This window comes from Desulfosporosinus paludis, assembly GCF_045689965.1.
In the GTDB taxonomy this organism is placed as follows: Bacteria; Bacillota; Desulfitobacteriia; order Desulfitobacteriales; family Desulfitobacteriaceae; genus Desulfosporosinus; species Desulfosporosinus paludis.
The window spans coordinates 3,742,231-3,761,293 of the sequence record NZ_CP144211.1; the positions used below are offsets into that span (position 1 = coordinate 3,742,231).

A 19,063-nucleotide genomic window follows, 5' to 3' on the forward strand; every position below is an offset into this window, starting at 1 on the left:
AGTGAGCGCTACTATAATGATTGTCGATGATGCCGCATTTATGCGTATGATGCTGAAGGATATCCTAAATAAAAATGGTTTTACTGTGGTCGGGGAAGCAGAAAACGGGGCCATAGCCGTGGAGAAATATATGGAATTGCAGCCGAACTTAACCATTATGGACATCACTATGCCTGAAATGGATGGACTGCAGGCAGTCAAAGAAATCCGAAAACGAGATACCAAGGCCCGTATCATTATGTGTAGCGCGATGGGGCAGCAGACGATGGTTATTGAAGCTATCCAATCTGGGGCGAAGGATTTTGTTGTCAAGCCCTTTCAGGCGGAACGTGTGGTCGAGGCTGTTACAAAGGCGTTGAAATAAGATGACAGACCTAGAAAGCCAGCCATTTCCATCAAGCAGCGCGGCTCCGGCAGCCGCATCGTCTGTTTTCTCTTGGTGGGGGCTTATCGGGACGTTGCTGGTTTTCCTTGTAATACTTCTGGTGTCTCTTTGGGTTATACGAAGGCTTAGTCGGGCCAATGTGCGAAGTATGAACGCGCCTTGGGCGAGGGTACTTGACCGACAGGTTTTGGGAGGACAACAAGTTCTGTACCTGGTTGAAGTAGCGGGACAGCTGCAGGTTCTGGGGGGCTCCGACCATAATCTTGTTAAAATTTCGGAAATCAATGATCCTACGATAGCAGCTGAGATTTTGGAAGAAATTGCGACTCGTCCTTCAGAACGAATGGACGGGTGGTTGAAAAGCCTGCAAACCTTCGGACGACGAGGTATTCGCAAAAAGGATTCATTTTCTCAAGAATTGGAACGTTTGCTTGAGGAGGTGGAAAAATGAAGTTTTCTTCCAAGCATTTTATCAAGTGTTTCAACGCAGCTATCATCGGTTTGACAATTGTGGGTTGGGAACTCTTCTTTCGGCCTCAAACAGTTTTAGCGGCAGGGTTAACCCTAGATCTTGGCAGCTCAACGGCGCAGCAAACAAGTACTTCCCTGCAGCTTTTATTTTTAATGACAGTATTGTCCTTGGCTCCGGCAATCCTGATGTTGATGACTTCTTTTACTCGTATTATTATCGTTTTGTCCTTTGTCCGTAATGCGTTGGGAACGCAGCAGCTTCCCCTAATCAAGTACTTGTAGGACTTGCTATGATTCTAACTTTTTTTGTGATGGCTCCGACTTGGAATCAGATTAATGCGGATGCACTCCAGCCTTACATGAAAAACCAGATCACTCAGACGGAGGCTCTGACGAAAGCAGAAGAACCTTTGCGGAATTTTATGTTTAAGCAGACTCGGGAAAAAGATTTAGAGCTTTTTGTGGGGTTATCGAAAATGGAACGTCCTAAAACCTATCGAGATGTTCCCACTTATGTACTTATTCCAGCTTTTGTGATCAGTGAATTAAAAACAGCCTTCCAAATGGGCTTTGCCATATTTATTCCCTTCATAGTTATTGATATGATTGTCTCCAGTACGCTGATGTCTATCGGGATGATGATGCTCCCGCCGATGATGATTTCTTTGCCCTTTAAGCTGTTGCTTTTTGTCTTAGTGGATGGCTGGCACTTAGTTATCCAATCCCTAGTGTCGAGTTTTCATTAGCTAAAGATGATATAGCGTCGTTATCGCCATACCGGATAAGGGGGGATGTTTGTGAGTCAAAATACAGTTCTATTTATGGCAAGGGAGGCTTTAGGTGCGGTTCTGCTCGTCGGAGGGCCAATCCTAGGAGTTAGTTTATTGGTAGGCCTACTCGTCAGTATTTTTCAATCGATGACTCAGATTCAAGAACAGACACTTTCCTTTATTCCTAAGGTTATTGCAGTTGCTGTTATCATGATTTTACTAGGTCCTTGGATGTTGTCAGTCCTGACAGCTTATACGTCAAATTTACTAACCCAAATAGCGACCTTTGGAGCCATGTGATTTTGAGACTTGCAAGAAGAAGTACGATGCAATTGTTCTGTCGAAGCTTCGAACCACGAACATCGAAATTGGGGGAGAGATTTGAGTATAACAGAGGTGCTCCAATGGAACCTCTCCTTGTTTCTGCTGATTTTATTTCGATGGGCCGGGATGATTATGTTAGCCCCAGTATTTGGGGCTCGAGGGGTGCCGTCCATGGTGAAGCTGAGTTTGGCAGGGAGCTTATCTGTGATTATCTATCCTTTGATCTCAGCGACTCATCCCACAATTCCTAATGAGCTGCTGCCTTATATTGCTGTGGTGGTCAAAGAAATATTGGTGGGATTGGTTATCGGATTTGTCATCTATTCCCTGACAGCGATTTTTCAAGGGGCAGGGCAACTGATCGATTTTCAAATGGGCTTTACGATGGGGGCTTCGATTGACCCGGTTTATGGCGTACAAAGTCCCATGATGGGCAATTTTCAGATGGTCTTGGCCACTATGCTTTTGCTTTCGACCAATGCCCATCACTATTTAATAGCAGCCCTGGTCAAAAGCTACGCTTATATCCCCATCAATCCGTCAAATTTGCCCGGCAGCTATATTTATTACATTCAATTGGTCGAACACGTTTTTTCTCTCGGTATACAATTGGCGGTTCCAGTCTTTGGCGCGCTGATGGTTTCTGATGTCGGAGTGGGGCTTTTGTCCAGGACTGTACCCCAATTAAATATTTTCTCGGTTGTTTTTCCTGTTAAGATAATTTTCGGATTTATTCTTTTATTTCTTTCTATCCCGTTTTTTGGTGAGTCGGTAACGCATCTTTTTAACCTCGATATGTCCTGGATTTTGCAACTTTATCAGGGGTGGAAGCAATGAGTGAAAAGAAACATGCGGCTACACCCCGACGAAGGCAAGAGGCGCGTAAAAAAGGTCAGATTTTTAAAAGTCAGGAAGTTATATCGGCATTTATGCTCTTAGGCTTAGTCGCTGTCCTAAAATATTGGATTCCGACAATGTTACTGCGCATGGAGCAATTATTTCCTTATGTCTTAGGACTCTCCTATGACTGGGATGAGCGCTCTGTGGCGAGTCTGATGGTTAACATCCTTTGGCTGGGAATTCAAATCATTTTGCCGATTTTTGGTACAGGATTTCTGATTGCTCTGGCTGCAAATTACATTCAAGTAGGAGTACTTTTTAGCGGGGAATCCATGAAGCCTCAATTATCTCGCTTAAGCCTGATTAGCGGAGCGAAACGGATGTTTGGGACCAGAGCTTGGATTGAGCTGGCAAAATCCTTGCTCAAAGTAATTTTGATAGGCTATTTTCTTTATGCAAGCATTCGTGACCACCTTGATGTTTATCCCGCATTGCAGCAACTGGATGTGGGACAAGGGGCCATTTATTTAGGACAAGCCTTGATGGACTTAGCTTGGAATATTTCAATTTCGTTCTTTGGGTTGGCAGCCTTAGATTATCTCTATCAACGGTGGGAATACGAAAAGAACTTGCGTATGTCCCACGAGGAATTAAAACAGGAGTATAAGCAAACTGAAGGAAATCCGGAGCTCAAAAGTGAAATTAAAAAACGGCAGCGTGCTATAGCTATGCGTCGTATGATGCAAGATATGAAAAAGGCGGATGTCGTCATCACGAACCCAACACACTTTGCAGTTGCCCTGCGCTACGATCTGAAGGTGCAAAGCGCACCCTTTGTCGTTGCTAAAGGACAAGATGAGGTCGCTTTGCGAATGAAAGCATTAGCCAAAGAATATGATCTTGTGATCATGGAAAATAAGCCGCTCGCCCGGGCCCTCTATGCTCAAGTAGAGATTGGTCAAGGCATCCCAGCGGATCTCTATAAAGCAGTCGCCGAGGTTTTGGCATTTGTTTATCGGTTGAAGAAGAAGAGACATGCTTAAGTGAACGAAATCTAATTGTACGGTTCACTTGGCGATTGGTTTAATTCATCGAGTTGGCTAAAAAGAAGGAAAGGGGGGAAACGCTCATGGCAACAGCATTTAGACACCGCTTAATGAATAACAGGGATATTTTAACAGCGATCGTAGTTGTGGGCATTGTTGTCATGATGGTTGTACCCTTGCCTGCAAGTTTGCTGGATATCCTAATCACCTTGAATATTTCGGGGTCAGTGCTTACATTGATGCTTGCGGTTTTCACCATAGAGCCGCTGGAGTTCTCGGCTCTGCCCTCCTTGTTACTGATTATGACTCTGTTCCGCTTGTCTTTGAACATTTCAACGACGCGGCTGGTCCTCTTAGATGGTTATGCCGGACAGGTTATTCAACAGTTTGCTCAGTTTGTCATTCGAGGAAATATGGTGGTTGGTTTCATTGTTTTTGCGATTTTGGTCATTGTTCAATTCATTGTCATCACGAAAGGTGCGGAACGGGTCTCGGAAGTGGCGGCACGTTTTACATTAGATGCTATGCCGGGAAAGCAGATGGCTATTGATGCGGATCTGAATGCGGGTATGATCAATGAACAACAGGCCCGGGAGCGGCGCAAAGTGATTCAGAATGAAGCGGATTTCTATGGGGCAATGGATGGCTCGACGAAATTTATCAAGGGAGATGCCATTGCTGCTATTGTCATCTTGTTTATTAATATTGTCGGAGGGTTTGTTACAGGGGTCGCGATGCAAGGGATGCCCTTGCTTGAAGCCCTCCAAAAGTATACAATGCTGACCATTGGGGACGGCCTTGTTTCCCAGATCCCGGCGCTTCTGATTTCCACCGCGACGGGACTTGTGGTGACCAGAGCCTCTTCAGACAGCAACTTAGGGGAAGATCTGGGTAAACAGATGTTTCAAAACCCGAGAGCCTTATATATTACGGCAGGAGTACTGATCGTTCTAGGCTTTCTCGGCCTGCCTAAATTGCCGATGTTCTTAGTAGCGGCGGTGCTGGTGGGTGCCGGAGTGCTGCTTGATAAGAAATCCCGAGTTTCCAATGTCGTGGATACTGAGGCTGCTCGGACATCGGAGATTGAAGAGAGTAAGAAGCCGGAAAACGTTCTGAACCTTTTACACATCGATCATATGGAACTCGAACTCGGCTATGCCTTGATTGCCTTGGTAGATGTGCAGCAAGGAGGAGATTTGCTCGATAGAATCGTGCTTATTCGCCGTCAAATTGCCAGCGAACTCGGGTTTATTGTTCCAGTTATTCGGGTGAGAGATAATATGAATCTTCAACCGAATCAATACATTATTAAAATTCGCGGAGCAGAAGTGGCGACGGGAGAGATTATGGCTGATCAATATATGGCCATGAGCAACGGTTTTGATGACGAGTCTTTACCAGGCACTCCTACAAAAGAGCCGGCTTTTGGACTTGATGCCAAATGGATTAATGCCATGTATCGAGAACAGGCTGAGCTTAATGGGTGGATGGTTGTCGATGCGCCGACGGTATTGGCTACCCATATCACAGAAGTGATTAAGGCCCAGGCTTGGAATATTCTCAATCGTCAAGACGTAAAAACCCTTGTTGATCACGCTAAAGAGCAAGCCCCTGCCGTGGTTGAGGAACTGATTCCAGATTTGCTTAGTCTTGGGCAAATCCAGAAAGTCCTTACGAACTTGCTGCGCGAGAGAGTTTCGATTCGTGATATGGTTACGATTCTGGAAACTTTGGCCGATCAGGCCCAAACGACTAAAGATACGGATCGCTTGACCGAACATGTCCGGCAAGCTTTAGCACGCCAGATTTTACAACCTCTGTTAGGAAAAGATAAGACATTGCCGGTAATGACCTTAGACCCTCAAGTGGAACAGCAAATTTTGGACAGTATTCAGCCTTCTGATTATGGTACGTATTTGACGCTTGATCCTAAACTATTGCAGGTCTTAATGCAAACTCTTTCCCGAGAGGTCGAAAAAGTGGTGCTCAAAGGATTTACTCCAGTGCTGGTCTGCGCTCCGCTGGTGCGAATTAATTTAAAACGAGTTACGGAGCGGCAACTCCCTCAGCTATTGGTGCTTTCTTATAACGAATTGGTTCAGGATGTCCAAGTTCAAGCTGTAGGAATGGTGGGGATAGAACGTGCGAGTTAGACGATTTGTTGGCGATAACGTGGCTGAAACTATGGGTAAAGTTAAGCGGGAATTGGGCTCGGAAGCAGTCATTCTTCAAACTCGCGAATTTCGAGAGGGAGGATTTTTGGGCCTTTTCGGAAAAATTAAGGTGGAAATTACGGCCGCTATCGAGGAAACTCCTGTTACTGCCGCCGAAACTAAACGTTATGAGAGATCTCCGGAGGAGAAAAAACCGCTTAAAAAAGAACCTGATCCGATCTTATCAGAGCACTCTGATGTTCTTGAAGAAGAACTTAGGTCTATGCGGCTGACCTTAGAGAAAATGAATAAGCACATAGAAGGCCTGGAGGAGGAAAAAAGTATTTGGCCTCCGAATCTTTCTAAGTGGGCAGACCATTTGCGAGCACGTGGCATTAACGACCAGTTTATCAATCGTTTGCTGCGGCAAGTGCAGCAGAACTTGACGGAAGAGGAATGGGGGGATAATGCCAAGGTTTTCAAACGAATAGAGGGTAATGTGCGTCAAATCTGCAGTCAGACTGGGCCGATTCAGCCAGGAATTGACAAGCCTCGGGTTGTGGCCTTAATTGGCCCCACAGGAGTGGGCAAAACGACAACGATCGGTAAGTTAGCTGCAGGATTTAGTATTTTTGATAAACGAAAAGTCGCTCTAATTACCGCTGATACTTATCGGGTTGCGGCAGTGGAGCAACTTAAAACGTTTGGGGACATCATTGGAGTACCTGTCGAGGTGGTCATGACGCCTGCAGGGCTGCGTGAAGCCCTCGACCTTCATGCGGACAAAGAGCTTATTTTCATCGATACAGCGGGAAGAAGCCCACATCACGAATTACATATGTCGGAATTGTGTGCTTTCCTGAATCAGGCAAAACCAGATTTTACGATGCTCGTTATGAGTGCTACGACGCAATTTGATGATCAACTTCAGATATACAAGCATTTCGAGAGTCTCACGACCCATTTCATCTTTACTAAATTGGATGAAACATCACGTGCCGGTTCCTTGATCAATCTGTTAGGTCAAACAACCTTGCCGACGGCTTATTTAACAAATGGACAGAACGTGCCTGATGATATAGAGGTCGCGACTTCAGAACGTATGACATATTATGTTTTGGGGGAGGGATTGCCCCATGCATGATCAGGCGAGTGTCTTGCGGGTTCTGACCAAAAAAGGAAAGAATAAGATGCGTGTTATTGCTGTTACCAGCGGCAAGGGTGGGGTGGGTAAAACAAGCTTCACCGTCAACCTCGCTTTGGCTTTAGCAGAGTATGGACAACGGGTGGTTATTCTCGACGGAGATTTGGGTTTGGCGAACGTGGATGTTGCCTTTGGGCTGACTGCTCGGCATACGATCGAGCATTTGTTATCTGGAGAGAAGACGATAGAACAGATCATGCTGACAGGTCCTCGAGGAATAGGGATCATTCCAGGTGGTTCAGGCGTGCAGAACCTGGCTAATTTAGATCGAGCTAAGTTAGCCAATGTGATTTCAAATCTAGGACGCTTGGAAAAAATGGCCGACCTTTTGATTATTGATACTGGAGCGGGGCTTGGCTATACCGTTACAAATTTCTTACAAGCTTCTGACGATATCATTATGGTAACGACTCCAGAACCTACAGCGCTGACAGATGCTTACGGTTTACTGAAAACGCTCAGGAAAGAAGCAAGTGAAGTCCCGATTCATGTTGTCGTCAATCGAGTGCGTTCAGAAACTGATGCCCAAGCCACTTTTAATCGCTTGGAAACTGCTGTAAGAAAGTTTTTGCAAGGATCACTGAATTTCATGGGTTGGGTTTATGATGATCCCCTTGTGGGACGATCAGTAATGCAGCAAGATCCTTTAGGTATCAGCTTTCCGGAAAGTTCAGCCTACCGCTGTATTCAGTGGATTGCTTCCAGGGTTAGCGGAATTTATCAAAGTCCTCCCCGTCAGGCTGGCGGGATCAAGGGTTTTTTAGGTAAGCTGCTGCGCTCGCTTTAGAGTAAATTCCAGCATTTAAGAATCTTACTCCAAGTGTATTTAATATGTTAACTTAATCAAGTATTCTAATTATGAATATCCAATCGGGGGTGATGATTTGTCTTATAAGAATAAGCTTTTGCCCGGACTTACAGTTGAATTGGCTGTATATGAAGGGGAGTATGAGGGAAAATATCGAACGCGCATTGAAGAAGTTGGGGAAAGACTTCTGATGGTCGGTGCCCCTTACGATAAAGGTGAAATCGTTCCCTTGCGAGAAGGAGTAGTGGTTAGGCTAACATTTTGGGATGAGGTCGCTGCCTATTCGTTTGAGGGGAGGATTATGCAAAGAATCGCGATTCCGGTGCCGATGTTTGTTCTGGAATTGCCCAATTCTGTTGCCAAAGTACAACGCCGCAGTTTTGTCCGAGTTCCTGCCTTCTTTCCCGTGGTATTTCGCACAGTGACCAAAGAAGGGCTCAGTGATCTGAAAAAAGCCACAATGTTGGATTTAAGCGGCGGAGGGATGCGTTTCACGACAGAAGACTATGTGGAAAATAGATCGTTGCTCTATGCTCAATTAAGCCTTCCAAACGGAGAACTTCAAACCCCTGTTCGTGTCTGCCGAGCAGAAAAGATAGAAGACAGCAAACGATATACTATTTCGGTCGAGTTTCACGATCTACCAGAACGTGATCGGGATCGAATCGTTAAATGCGTTTTTGATATACAAAGGGAGATGCGTAAGAAAGGGTTGGTATAAATAATGGAGATCACACAGTTCCAACTTGATGCCTTGCGTGAAATAGGAAATATTGGCTCAGGACATGCGGCGACAGCCTTGTCTACCCTTTTGCAACGTAGAATTGATATGTCTGTCCCAGAGGTTTGGGCGGTCCCGTTTGAAAGGGTTTCTCCAATTATTGGGCAACTGGATTCTCCTCAGGTGACCATCTATGTGAAGGTAGAAGGAACGGCCCCAGGTAAAGCTGTCTTCTTCTTTCCGGTGGAAAGTGCTGAGATTGTCGTCCAGGCTTTGTTTGGAACTAATGAGCCAATGGACCTGTTCACAGATGAAATGGCACAATCAGCTCTGAAAGAAGTCGGTAATATACTAGTGAGTTCATTTCTCATAGCTTTAAGTCAATTTTCCGGCATTCCTCTTCAGCCTTCCGTTCCTGCTATAGCGGTGGATATGATTGGGGCAAGCTTAGATGCAATTTTTCTGGAAGAAGGCATCTTGGATGATACAGTGCTGTTTATTGATACTCAACTCTCGGGAATTCCGAAAATTGAAGGGCAATTTATCTTTTTGCCGGATGATGGATCATTGAAAAAATTGTTGGGGGCTATGGGATTATGAATGGAGTAATCAGTGTAGGGATGGCTGATTTCAAAACGGCAAAATCCCCCGACATTTTACTAACTGCCGGACTCGGGTCTTGCATCGGGATTTGCATTCATGACCCATTTCTTAAGGTAGGGGGGATGGCCCATATCATGCTTCCATCCGCTAACGGGAGTGCCGGAGGAAATCCTGCCAAATACGCAGATACAGCGATGGAATTATTACTTAAAGAGATTTCACTTTTGGGAGCCAAGAGTTCTCGTTTAAGAGCGAAAATTGCAGGCGGTGCCCAGATGTTTTCCTTTCCCGGCAAACCTCCGGTCCTAAAGATTGGAGACAGGAACGCCGAAGCAGTGCAACAAGGATTGAAAAAATATGGAATTCCGCTTTTAAGTGCTGATGTTGGCGGAAGTTTCGGCAGGACGATTCATTTCGACGTAGGGACTGGAGAGCTGAGAGTTCGGACGATAAATCATGGCGAAAAGGTGATTTGATGACCACTCAAATAAGTGAGTTAATTAAAACTTGGACCTTGCGCATCTCTCTTGCTACCGCCTTGATCGTCGCTTTGCTGAGCTGGTTTAACGGTGTGAGATCCTTTGACTTAGTTATTCGGACAGGATTGTCGTTTGGGATTTTGTATCTTTTATTTTCAAGTATTTTAATGGCGTATCAAAAAACTTCCTTGCCTGAGCCACAATTAGAACAAACGAGTCCACCTCCCGAACGTGGTGGTGTGATTGACTTTTCTGTAGGAGATGAGGTCCCGAGCACAGATTCTGATGAATCGTTGTTTCCAGGTCAAGTAGATCCGAGTTTAAGCATAGGGCTTGAGGACAGCAAACGAAAAGCAGATATCGTGCGCCGAATGGGATGGGAATAATCGAAGTTGATATTCGATATTTGAGGTTTGAAGAGTCAAAGGGATTTGTGACGATTTGCAATCCGTGACTTGTTGAAAGCTTTTCTAACCACGCATTGCGAACCACGAATATCGATTAGGAGGTGAGTAAGACTTGATACCGAACGCCTATGAAGTCGCTGCGAGAGGATCTTGGAAGCAGGAGCACATAGAACAATACCTGCCTTTGGTTAAGCGTATTGCGGGTCGTTTAGCCATGTCTCTTCCACCCCATGTCGACGAGGATGATATTATTGGGTATGGTGTCTTTGGGTTACTCGATGCAATAGAACGGTTTGAAGCCGCTCGGGGGTGGAAATTTGAGACGTATGCTTCAATTCGCATTCGGGGGGCTATGATTGATGGGCTCAGAACTATGGATTGGGTTCCTCATTCAGCTAGGCAAAAGGTGAAACGAGTCCAAGATGCCTTTGCCGAATTAGAGTATCGTCTCGGACGAGCAGTTACGGTAGAAGAGGTTGCGAAATTACTTAATACTGAGGTAAAGGAAGTTGAAACGGTTCTGGCTCAGGCCCAGATATTAACCCTAACCTCTTTTGACGATCCCCCTGTCGATGGGACAGGAGATAATAGCGGCGGTACTCCTCTTAATTTGCTCGTGGATCCGGGGCAACCGAAGCTTATCAGGATGTGGAAAAAGAGGAGATAAAACAGATCCTGACTTCCGCAGTGGAGAAATTACCAGAGAAAGAAAAGTTAGTGGTTGCACTGTACTATCAAGAAGAACTTACCTTAAAAGAAATTGCAGCGGTATTAAAGCTTTCCGAATCAAGGATTTCGCAACTGCATTCTCAAGCAATTATCCGTTTGCGAGGAAAGCTTAGCCGTCAGAAGGGTATTTTATTCTAGAGTGGAATCCACTAATGTTTTGGATAAATTATGCCGATAGAATAATTAGTTCGTTTAAGTTTGGAGGTGACGATTAATGGCAGGTATTCATGTCCTTTCGGATTCCCTCAAGAGCGGGGACAAGCTAGGGAAACTAACGACCACGCGAGGGAATAAGGTCACCGATTCTCCTAAGGACGCCGCAACAGTATTTGCAGAGATACTCGGTAGTTCTTTGAATCTAAGCACAGATCCGAAGGGGCAAAACTCTAAAGCAAGTAAACATTTGCATGAGAAACAGGGCCTTGGCGATTCTGTGTCAACACAACAAAACGCTGACGATTCGGCAACTATGTTGGGGTACAGTAATTCCGCATTTCCCTTTCTCATACAGTTGCTTCAGAGTGATTTTCCGGCAGGCAAGGAAGCCAATTCCGGAAGTATTGGTCAGGGAACTGAGAAGGTTTTGTCAGGTGATGCTGCAGAAACGAATTCATTGTACGTATCGTCGAACATCAACCAGAGCTTGACAATGCCCAGCGAAGTTTTTCTGGCTACGGGCGAGGATTTAGCGTCGACAGGGATGGCGACGGCAAAATCTCAAGGTGCGGAATTGGATAATTATAGACAGGTAATTTCAGAACTTTTGGAAGTGCTTTCGGGAGAGATTAGCTCGTCAGAGGGGAAATCATTAAGCCTAGCAGGAGGGACGCAGGTTCTTAATCAGAGCGGTTCTAAGGATTCAGGCGGAGAGGAAACACTGACGACTTTCAGAGCTTTAGCTAATAAGATTATGAATCCCGGTTCCCAAGAGTCTTCTCTAAGTAAAGTAATTGGAACCGGCGAATCTGGTCAGACTGTTGCGAAGAGCGCCCAAGGGGACAAAGCATTAGAACTATTAGCACAACTGGCTAAAGAAGCCACAGAAATCTCAACCCAAGGGGATTCAATATCGGCAGATAGAAATGTCCAGAGCCTAAGTCGAGGTTTGGCAAGCCTTATTCAGACCTGGAAGACATCAGAGATGCCGGAGATATCAAAGATATCGACTAGTAACACGGATGATAACAGCGAGATTTCTGCTAACCCGGAGGGAATCAAAGCGTTGCCTGACGTTCAAGATCAACGGGTCAAGGGTCACAATATTGCCTCAATGACTCAAGAAAATTTGGATGCTCCCTTAAAACAGCTAAAAGAAAACAGTGTCGAACATGTCGTCACACAAGCTAAAGACACGAAATTGTTCACAGCTATTCGACAAAAACCAGAGTCAATGGAGATACAGGCTCCGCAATCTGCTGAATCGCATATAGAGATTGATGCACAAGGGCAGAACCCAAGCAATACCTTGGGGGTTGTGGGCAACACTTCAGTGACTGATGCAGCGAGTGGGAAAACCGTGGCAATTCCTGTATGGAATCAGATTTCAACGGTTCTTCATGAACAGCTCTTAAATCGGCATGAAGAATTAAAAGAGCTGGATATTCAACTTCATCCAGCTGATTTAGGTAAAGTTCATATTAATTTACGATACGAAAATGGTCTGGTCCATCTTGAAGTTCAGGCCTCAGAAGCAGATACTAGACAGGGCCTTCAAAATCACCTTTTAGATTTGCGTAATACCCTTACAGAACAAGGGGTGAACTGTGGAATGCTGCACATGGGAATGGGTGGGGACCAGAAACAAAATCAGCGAAGAAATGAGTTCCAACAAATGGTCCCCCAAAATGCCGCCATTAACGAGGATGAGAATTCTCTCCCAACAATCAACAACCCACTATCCCTTGGACAAGATGGGAATAGTCAAATTGATGTTACAGCATAGGAGGAACCATGAGTACGGTTAATGGAACAAATTCTACTACAGCAGCGGGTTCGTCGAACGGAAGTCAGGGGACATCGAATACGTCCAATGATACGCTGGGAAAAGACGATTTTCTCAAGTTGCTGGTAGCGCAGATGCAAAATCAAGATCCTATGAATCCCATGGATGATACCCAGTCCATCGCGCAAATGGCTCAGTTTAGTTCTCTTGAACAGATGACCAATATCGCTACATCTATGGACGCATTGAGTAAAACCATGACCTACTACTCTCAACAATCGGCAATCCTTGAAGGGGCTGCCTTAATCGGCAAATGGGTGAGTGGGATAGATACGGACGGCAAGACCCAAATTGACGGCACTGTTGAATCGGTAAAATGGGTAGACGGTGATCCTCAACTTCAAATTCGCAAGACCGACGGAACTCTTGCGGATATGGAAGTTGGCTTGATTACCCAGATCCAAAATCAGCAGCCTGCCGATACTTCAGCAACTAATACTTCGACATCTGAAACTTCCCAAACATAAGAAAATGTTTTTCGTAAGCCATGTACACAAAGAGGAGGAATTTGCGCTATGATGCGTTCACTTTATTCGGCGATTTCAGGATTGAAAAACCACCAAACGATGATGGATGTCATAGGAAATAACATAGCTAATGTCAATACAACAGGTTTTAAAAAGAGTCGGGTGACGTTTGCTACGGCCTTGAGCCAATCGTTAAAAGGGGCGTCAGCACCAGATACTGCTTCACCAGCTCTTTTTGGCGGAACAAACCCGATGCAAGTGGGCCTGGGTGCCACTCTAGGATCGATTGACCAAATCATGACTTCGGGGAGTGCTCAGACTACAGGGAATCCCACGGATATGATGATTAACGGAGATAATGGATTCTTTGTCTTGAATAATGCGGGGCAAACTGTTTATTCCCGTGCCGGGGCGTTTACTCTTGATGGTAACGGGAATTTAGTTGATCCGGCGTCTGGCGCACTTGTTCAAGGTCAAGCGTTTTCAGATGATACTACACCAGCTAGCTGGACGGCGCCGGTAACCACCAGTAACGTTGTTATCAAAATCGGCGACACGGCTTATGGCAATACTGGCTCTGATGGAACCTTAGCAAGTTACAGTATCGACCAGAGTGGAGTTATTACCGGAGTTTACACAGATTCAACTACAGGAGTGTCAACGACCCATAAGATCGCTCAAATTGCTGTTGCAAATTTCTCAAATGCTTCCGGTCTGGAGAACCTAGGGGGTAGCTTTTATCGCGAAACAAATAACTCAGGCACGGCAACGGTCGGGGCAGCTGGAACCAATGGAACAGGCACAATTACAACGGGTAGTGTCGAAATGTCCAACGTCGACCTTTCTCAAGAAATGACCAGTATGATCGTGGCTCAACGTGGTTTCCAAGCCAACTCTCGGGTCATTACGGTCTCGGATTCCCTCTTGCAAGAACTGATTGACCTTAAACGGCAATAATTGAGAGGTTGATCTTGGTATGAATCTCAAAACATGGAGGGTTGCTTCATGCGCCTAATCGAAACTGCTGCGTCGGGGATCCGTGCGCAGCAGGTGACTATAGATACGATTGGTAACAATCTGGCAAATGTCAACACACCCGGGTTTAAAGCGAGTCAGGTAGATTTTGCAGAGGCTTTGGCGACAGTGGTTCATTCAGTCAATGAAAAAAACGGAGGAAATGTCGTTGCAGCACCCTTGAGCGTAGGGTCTGGGGTCATATACGCCGCTACTGGGACAAATTTCCAACAGGGCACTCTGGTCCCCTCGGATCAACCTCTGGACTTAAGCATTTCTGGATCGGGGTTCTTCGAGGTCAAGACTCCCGACGGAAATACAGGCTACACTCGTGCAGGTGAGTTTCGTGTGGATGAGTCGGGGCAGCTTACCGATATTCAGGGAAATATCGTACAACCGAGAATTCAAATTCCTTTAGGCGTGACAAACTTGTCCGTAAAAGGGAACGGTGAGATAACAGGGCTTGTTTCAGGAACAGAAACTGTATTCGGTCAAATTACGCTTGCCGGATTTTCAAACCCGGAAGGCTTGCAAACGGACGGGAACAACCTTTTTGTACCTACCGTAAATTCTGGAGCACCTCAAGTAGGACAACCAGGAAGTGCAATCGGTAATCAGACCTTAGGGACAATTCGTGACCAATCTCTGGAGCAATCCAATGTTGATCTGGTTGCCTCCATGACAGATCTCGTACAGGCCCAAAGGGCTTATCAAATGAATGCTCGCTTGGTTTCGGACGGAGATCAGATGATGGGTATTGCTGATACGTTGAGGAGGTAAAGTAAATGTCCGGGTGGTTAGATGGGCCAGTTTTAAACGTTTTGCAGAAGGAGCTTAATGCTTCGGGTACTAGGCAGCAGGTGTTAGCTAATAACGTTGCCAATGCTGATACCCCGAATTTTAAACGCTCGGATGTTGATTTCCAGGCGGTGCTGAAAGAGGCCTTAGGGGATAAGAGTGGGGCTCCTCTCTCCATGAAGATGACAACCCAGAAACACCTTCCGGGGGTTGTTGACAGCCAGGGCTCAGGATCCTCAGGGCCAATGATTGTAACCGATCAATCGACATCAACGCGCAATGATGGAAATAATGTGGATATTGATCGTGAAATGTCTAATGTGGCGGAAAATGGTCTTTATTACGATTCTCTCACCCGCGCGCTCTCGTCACAATTAGATCTGCTGAAGCTGGTTATCAAGTAAAGAGATTAGGAAATTTTGAATAAGTAAAAAGGCGGGGTACAAGGTGATTCGAGGACTATATACTTCTGCCGCGGGAATGTTAGCTGCCGAAACGCAAAGTGAAATTATCGGGGATAATGTTGCCAATACGAAGACCCCTGGTTACAAAGAACAACTTGTCAGTAATAGTTCCTTTCCCTCCATGTTGATCGAACGCTTGGGAGGAAGCCAAGCTTCTGAAGTTGTGCCAATTGGGATGCTAGGGACTGGGGTCGGGGTAGACCGTGCGGGTTTAAATAATATTCAGGGCGCCTTACAATCTACGGACATAAAAACCGATTTGGCTTTAACATCACCAGGGTACTTTGTAGTTCAGACAGCAGGGGGAGTACGCTACACACGTAACGGACACTTCCACCTCGACAGTAACGGGACGCTCGTAACTTCGGATGGCAACGCTTTGTTGGGTGGAAAGGGACCAATTGGTCATCTCAGCTCCGAATTCAGCGTTAAGGCAGATGGAACAATTATTGATAACGGACAGATGGTAGATCAACTGCGTGTTGCAGTGATTCCGACAAATGCTCTAGTACGTGAGGGACAATCCTTGTATAACTCGTCCCAACCAGTCCAAATGTCGGCTGCTCCAAAAGTTCTTCAAGGTTCGGTCGAAGCTTCCAATGTCGATCTTTCAGGACAAATGATCCAAATGATGACGGTCATGAAGGCCTACGAAGCTAATCAAAAAGTAATTCAGACTCAAGATGACATGTTAGGGAAAGCTGTCAATGATGTCGGGAAGATATAGCAGAGGGTGTGGTTAACACGTCGGTTCAAGTTGTCATTTTTACTTTAGGTCAAGAAGAGTATGCGATGCCGATCGAAGTCGTTCGGGAAATTACCTCGTTAAGCGAGGTGCGTACGATTCCAAAAGCGCCTTCCTATGTTCGGGGTCTAATTAATTTGCGGGGTATGGCGATCCCGTTGATTGATTTACACATTCGCTTCGGAGTTGCTAAAACAGAGCAAACTACGTTTGCTTTGATTACTGAGGTTCATGGCAATCAAGTAGGCTTTGCTGTGGACCAGGTTCGTGAAGTTCGGATTTTAGAGAATATTGTTCCACCGCCATCACTGGTTACCGCTCCATTTATCGGCGGAATCGTCAATCTTCCCGATCGAATTATTCTGAAACTCATACCGGAAAAGATCTTGGAAAGTAATGAGGTTCAGGGACTATGTGAACTTACTGCCAGTCGCTAGAAAAGATAAGTTTATTGAGGGTTTAATGAGCATAAGGAGGCTTAATGGATGAATATTGCCCAGATGCTTCTGTTATTACAACATCAGCAGATTAATGCCTCTTGGCAGACTGCTCAAACTGACCAAACCGTGTCAACTATGGGCGCGGGTGGTAGCAGCAATTCCAATTCAGAACTTTTTGCTGCCTTACTTCAAGTTGCTCTTGAGAGTAATATGAATTCTTCACAAGAGTCTAGCGGTTTAGAGAAACAGTTGAGTAACAGTACTCTGACCAATAATCAAAGGTCCTCTTTTCTTAACGATCAAGGTGAAAATGTTGGTTCGACATCGATAGCACAAGCCATTAATTCAATGTCCCAAAAATATGGGGTTGATCCAAGTCTGATTCAACAGGTAGTTAAAGCGGAGTCTGGATACAACTCTCAAGCAACATCACCGACCGGGGCAATGGGTCTAATGCAGTTGATGCCGGGAACTGCTGCTTCTTATGGTGTGCAGAACGCTTATGATGCGGCGCAAAACCTGGATGGAGGAACGCATTTTTTAAAAGATTTACTGGATCGTTACCAAGGAAATATTCCTCTGACTTTAGCCGCTTATAATGCGGGGCCTGGCGCTGTGGAAAAATATCAGGGGATACCCCCTTATAAAGAAACTCAGGCTTATGTACAAAAGATCATGAATGGGTTGAATCAAAACGATTGGGAAGCGTAAATTGGGTGTCCCTTCAAGGAAGGATGGTATCGTGGTTAAGAAAACCCGGTGGCTAGCTTGCCTTTTAACAATTCTAGGAATACTTCTCTCCTCATCACCAGTATCTGCGGCCGCTGCGAACACAGGGAGTACAAGTACAGGGTTTACTATCTGGCCGTCGAAAACTACAACAGAAGTAAATAAGGTCTGGACAATTTCATTTGATAATCCGCTCTTGAGTTCAAGTGTCAATAGCAGCACTATTTACGTCACTGATAGCAAACAAAAGAAGTTTGCAACGACAGCGAAACTTTCTGATGATGGACTTTCTGTGCGAGTTTCGCCGTCGAGCGTCTATACCGCTGGTGATTACAATTTATATATTACAAGTGGAGTAACCTCTGTGACCGGGGCAAAACTTAGTGGAACAATTATAGTCCCCTTCACGGTAACTCCTTTAATTGGTTCAACGCTTGTTGTTACAGTGAATTATGATATAAAACCCAGCTCCCCAAGCGATCTTTCTGGGTCTCTGACTCTTATCGATCCTAATGGAAGTGCTGAAGGTCCCTCTTCGAATGACTACATGAATGGAAAGTATACGTTTAATATCTATGCCAATGGTGATTATTTGCTTAACTATTACAGTGTGTCTAATGGGATACTAACGACTCGATCAATTAAAATACCTAAAATTACGCTGCCTACGTCTGGGGCCTCCTTAGTCAAGACAACGAGTCTGACGTTTCCAACAGAAGCGGGAATAGCAAGCAGCAAATCGGGTACTATTGGCGGCAGTGTGACGCCGGAAACGTTTGGCTTGTCAGTAGAGATATCCAACACTACGACAACTTGGACAACGACTACAGATGCCGATGGAAAATTCTCCGTTAATCTGCCTACTGGAAGCTACACCTTATCTGTTGATGGAAAGGATAATTCGCTTTATAAAAAGCACAGTTACAAATTGACTGTGACGGGAGGACAAATGGCTAGCCCGCTAGACATGATTAATGTGGAAGAACCAATCAATTAACTTGGACTTAGAATTACTAAGCCTGCTCTTGCTCAGGATACGTCATTAGAGATATTAAATGGAATAGATACTAATACGAGCACCATTGAAGGATCGGCCAACAGCGATGCTACGGTCTATATCTATGATACTGTTCCAACGACACCGGTTTTGCTTGCAACGGCCAAACCTAACAAAGACAATGACTTTAGCAAAAATTACCAAGAAAACTGAGCGGGAAGAAACTTTAGCTTAAAGTTGTTGATTTTGCCGGAAATATATATACGCTGGACATGTCCTCACCGTTACAATGATAGGATTAAGTAACTATGCCCGTATCTGAGAAACGATCCGGGTATTTTACTATGTAAGAACATTCCATAAAAATATTGACATTGTCCATGAAAATATATAGAATCTGATTAACTTAAGAATCATTCCTAAATCACTTAGGAATGATTAAAGTAAAACTAAACTCAAGGAGGAAG

21 protein-coding genes and 2 pseudogenes are annotated in these 19,063 nt (G+C 45.1%); all 23 read left to right on the forward strand.

The genetic code is table 11. The features are described 5' to 3' along the window. The first annotated feature begins 16 nt into the window (after positions 1–16). The 23 genes and pseudogenes from VZF35_RS18640 to VZF35_RS18750 all read left to right on the forward strand — a co-directional run bounded on the left by VZF35_RS18640 (position 17) and on the right by VZF35_RS18750 (position 18,596). Entirely contained in the window at positions 17–364 is a 348-nt protein-coding gene (locus VZF35_RS18640; protein ID WP_407314710.1) for a response regulator, read from the forward strand. 1 nt (position 365) lies between these two features. After that, on the forward strand, positions 366–836 hold the full coding sequence (locus VZF35_RS18645) for a flagellar biosynthetic protein FliO (protein WP_407307332.1): 471 nt from the start codon (positions 366–368) through the stop codon (positions 834–836). Between the two features lie 212 nt (positions 837–1,048). Further along, positions 1,049–1,602 (forward strand): annotated as a pseudogene (gene fliP, locus VZF35_RS18650) (flagellar type III secretion system pore protein FliP). 51 nt (positions 1,603–1,653) lie between these two features. Further along, the gene (gene fliQ / locus VZF35_RS18655; protein ID WP_407307334.1) at positions 1,654–1,926 is read left to right on the forward strand and encodes a flagellar biosynthesis protein FliQ; all 273 of its coding nucleotides are present in this window, start codon (positions 1,654–1,656) and stop codon (positions 1,924–1,926) included. An 81-nt stretch (positions 1,927–2,007) separates the two neighbouring features. After that, on the forward strand, positions 2,008–2,787 hold the full coding sequence (fliR, locus tag VZF35_RS18660; protein ID WP_407307336.1) for a flagellar biosynthetic protein FliR: 780 nt from the start codon (positions 2,008–2,010) through the stop codon (positions 2,785–2,787). Then, on the forward strand, positions 2,784–3,833 hold the full coding sequence (gene flhB, locus VZF35_RS18665) for a flagellar biosynthesis protein FlhB (RefSeq protein ID WP_407307338.1): 1,050 nt from the start codon (positions 2,784–2,786) through the stop codon (positions 3,831–3,833). Before fliR ends, flhB begins: the two co-directional genes overlap by 4 nt. Positions 3,834–3,919: 86 nt before the next feature. Next, positions 3,920–5,989, forward strand: a complete 2,070-nt coding sequence (flhA, locus tag VZF35_RS18670; protein WP_407307340.1) for a flagellar biosynthesis protein FlhA — start codon at positions 3,920–3,922, stop codon at positions 5,987–5,989. Next, the gene (gene flhF, locus VZF35_RS18675; protein ID WP_407307342.1) at positions 5,979–7,133 is read left to right on the forward strand and encodes a flagellar biosynthesis protein FlhF; all 1,155 of its coding nucleotides are present in this window, start codon (positions 5,979–5,981) and stop codon (positions 7,131–7,133) included. The genes flhA and flhF overlap by 11 nt, the downstream gene beginning before the upstream one ends. Further along, entirely contained in the window at positions 7,126–7,980 is an 855-nt protein-coding gene (locus VZF35_RS18680) for a MinD/ParA family protein (RefSeq protein WP_407307344.1), read from the forward strand. Before flhF ends, VZF35_RS18680 begins: the two co-directional genes overlap by 8 nt. Positions 7,981–8,077: 97 nt before the next feature. Continuing rightward, entirely contained in the window at positions 8,078–8,722 is a 645-nt protein-coding gene (locus tag VZF35_RS18685) for a flagellar brake protein (protein ID WP_407307346.1), read from the forward strand. A 3-nt stretch (positions 8,723–8,725) separates the two neighbouring features. Further along, positions 8,726–9,322 (forward strand): chemotaxis protein CheC, encoded by a 597-nt coding sequence (locus tag VZF35_RS18690; RefSeq protein ID WP_407307348.1) that lies wholly within the window; start codon positions 8,726–8,728, stop codon positions 9,320–9,322. Next, entirely contained in the window at positions 9,319–9,801 is a 483-nt protein-coding gene (locus tag VZF35_RS18695) for a chemotaxis protein CheD (protein WP_407307350.1), read from the forward strand. Before VZF35_RS18690 ends, VZF35_RS18695 begins: the two co-directional genes overlap by 4 nt. After that, complete coding sequence (locus tag VZF35_RS18700) at positions 9,801–10,190, forward strand: hypothetical protein (protein WP_407307352.1); 390 nt, start codon at positions 9,801–9,803, stop codon at positions 10,188–10,190. The genes VZF35_RS18695 and VZF35_RS18700 overlap by 1 nt, the downstream gene beginning before the upstream one ends. A gap of 133 nt (positions 10,191–10,323) precedes the next feature. Then, positions 10,324–11,078: pseudogene (locus VZF35_RS18705) on the forward strand (FliA/WhiG family RNA polymerase sigma factor). Between the two features lie 76 nt (positions 11,079–11,154). Continuing rightward, positions 11,155–12,882, forward strand: coding sequence for a flagellar hook-length control protein FliK (locus VZF35_RS18710; protein WP_407307354.1), 1,728 nt, complete (start codon positions 11,155–11,157; stop codon positions 12,880–12,882). An 8-nt stretch (positions 12,883–12,890) separates the two neighbouring features. Continuing rightward, the gene (locus tag VZF35_RS18715) at positions 12,891–13,409 is read left to right on the forward strand and encodes a flagellar hook capping FlgD N-terminal domain-containing protein (RefSeq protein ID WP_407307356.1); all 519 of its coding nucleotides are present in this window, start codon (positions 12,891–12,893) and stop codon (positions 13,407–13,409) included. A 48-nt stretch (positions 13,410–13,457) separates the two neighbouring features. Further along, on the forward strand, positions 13,458–14,366 hold the full coding sequence (locus VZF35_RS18720; protein ID WP_407307358.1) for a flagellar hook-basal body complex protein: 909 nt from the start codon (positions 13,458–13,460) through the stop codon (positions 14,364–14,366). A 48-nt stretch (positions 14,367–14,414) separates the two neighbouring features. Beyond that, positions 14,415–15,203 carry a flagellar hook-basal body protein gene (locus tag VZF35_RS18725; RefSeq protein ID WP_407307360.1) on the forward strand — a complete coding sequence of 263 codons (789 nt, stop codon included), beginning with the start codon at positions 14,415–14,417 and terminating at the stop codon, positions 15,201–15,203. A gap of 5 nt (positions 15,204–15,208) precedes the next feature. Continuing rightward, positions 15,209–15,625: a flagellar basal body rod protein FlgB gene (gene flgB, locus VZF35_RS18730; RefSeq protein ID WP_407307362.1), complete on the forward strand. Its 417-nt coding sequence runs from the start codon at positions 15,209–15,211 to the stop codon at positions 15,623–15,625. Between the two features lie 43 nt (positions 15,626–15,668). Continuing rightward, positions 15,669–16,412 carry a flagellar hook-basal body protein gene (locus VZF35_RS18735; protein WP_407307364.1) on the forward strand — a complete coding sequence of 248 codons (744 nt, stop codon included), beginning with the start codon at positions 15,669–15,671 and terminating at the stop codon, positions 16,410–16,412. A gap of 8 nt (positions 16,413–16,420) precedes the next feature. Beyond that, complete coding sequence (locus VZF35_RS18740) at positions 16,421–16,867, forward strand: chemotaxis protein CheW (protein WP_407307366.1); 447 nt, start codon at positions 16,421–16,423, stop codon at positions 16,865–16,867. Between the two features lie 48 nt (positions 16,868–16,915). After that, on the forward strand, positions 16,916–17,581 hold the full coding sequence (locus VZF35_RS18745; protein ID WP_407307368.1) for a lytic transglycosylase domain-containing protein: 666 nt from the start codon (positions 16,916–16,918) through the stop codon (positions 17,579–17,581). Positions 17,582–17,612: 31 nt separating this feature from the next. Further along, complete coding sequence (locus VZF35_RS18750; protein WP_407307370.1) at positions 17,613–18,596, forward strand: Ig-like domain-containing protein; 984 nt, start codon at positions 17,613–17,615, stop codon at positions 18,594–18,596. The last annotated feature ends 467 nt before the right edge of the window (positions 18,597–19,063 follow it).

Coding starts and splice junctions, on each gene's coding strand:
- VZF35_RS18645 (WP_407307332.1), top strand. CDS start 366: ATGACAGACCTAGAAAGCCAGCCATTTCCATCAAGCAGCGCGGCTCCG.
- VZF35_RS18640 (WP_407314710.1), top strand. CDS start 17: ATGATTGTCGATGATGCCGCATTTATGCGTATGATGCTGAAGGATATC.
- flhB (WP_407307338.1), top strand. CDS start 2,784: ATGAGTGAAAAGAAACATGCGGCTACACCCCGACGAAGGCAAGAGGCG.
- VZF35_RS18720 (WP_407307358.1), top strand. CDS start 13,458: ATGATGCGTTCACTTTATTCGGCGATTTCAGGATTGAAAAACCACCAA.
- VZF35_RS18695 (WP_407307350.1), top strand. CDS start 9,319: ATGAATGGAGTAATCAGTGTAGGGATGGCTGATTTCAAAACGGCAAAA.
- VZF35_RS18710 (WP_407307354.1), top strand. CDS start 11,155: ATGGCAGGTATTCATGTCCTTTCGGATTCCCTCAAGAGCGGGGACAAG.
- flgB (WP_407307362.1), top strand. CDS start 15,209: ATGTCCGGGTGGTTAGATGGGCCAGTTTTAAACGTTTTGCAGAAGGAG.
- VZF35_RS18715 (WP_407307356.1), top strand. CDS start 12,891: ATGAGTACGGTTAATGGAACAAATTCTACTACAGCAGCGGGTTCGTCG.
- VZF35_RS18680 (WP_407307344.1), top strand. CDS start 7,126: ATGCATGATCAGGCGAGTGTCTTGCGGGTTCTGACCAAAAAAGGAAAG.
- VZF35_RS18725 (WP_407307360.1), top strand. CDS start 14,415: ATGCGCCTAATCGAAACTGCTGCGTCGGGGATCCGTGCGCAGCAGGTG.
- VZF35_RS18700 (WP_407307352.1), top strand. CDS start 9,801: ATGACCACTCAAATAAGTGAGTTAATTAAAACTTGGACCTTGCGCATC.
- VZF35_RS18690 (WP_407307348.1), top strand. CDS start 8,726: ATGGAGATCACACAGTTCCAACTTGATGCCTTGCGTGAAATAGGAAAT.
- flhA (WP_407307340.1), top strand. CDS start 3,920: ATGGCAACAGCATTTAGACACCGCTTAATGAATAACAGGGATATTTTA.
- VZF35_RS18745 (WP_407307368.1), top strand. CDS start 16,916: ATGAATATTGCCCAGATGCTTCTGTTATTACAACATCAGCAGATTAAT.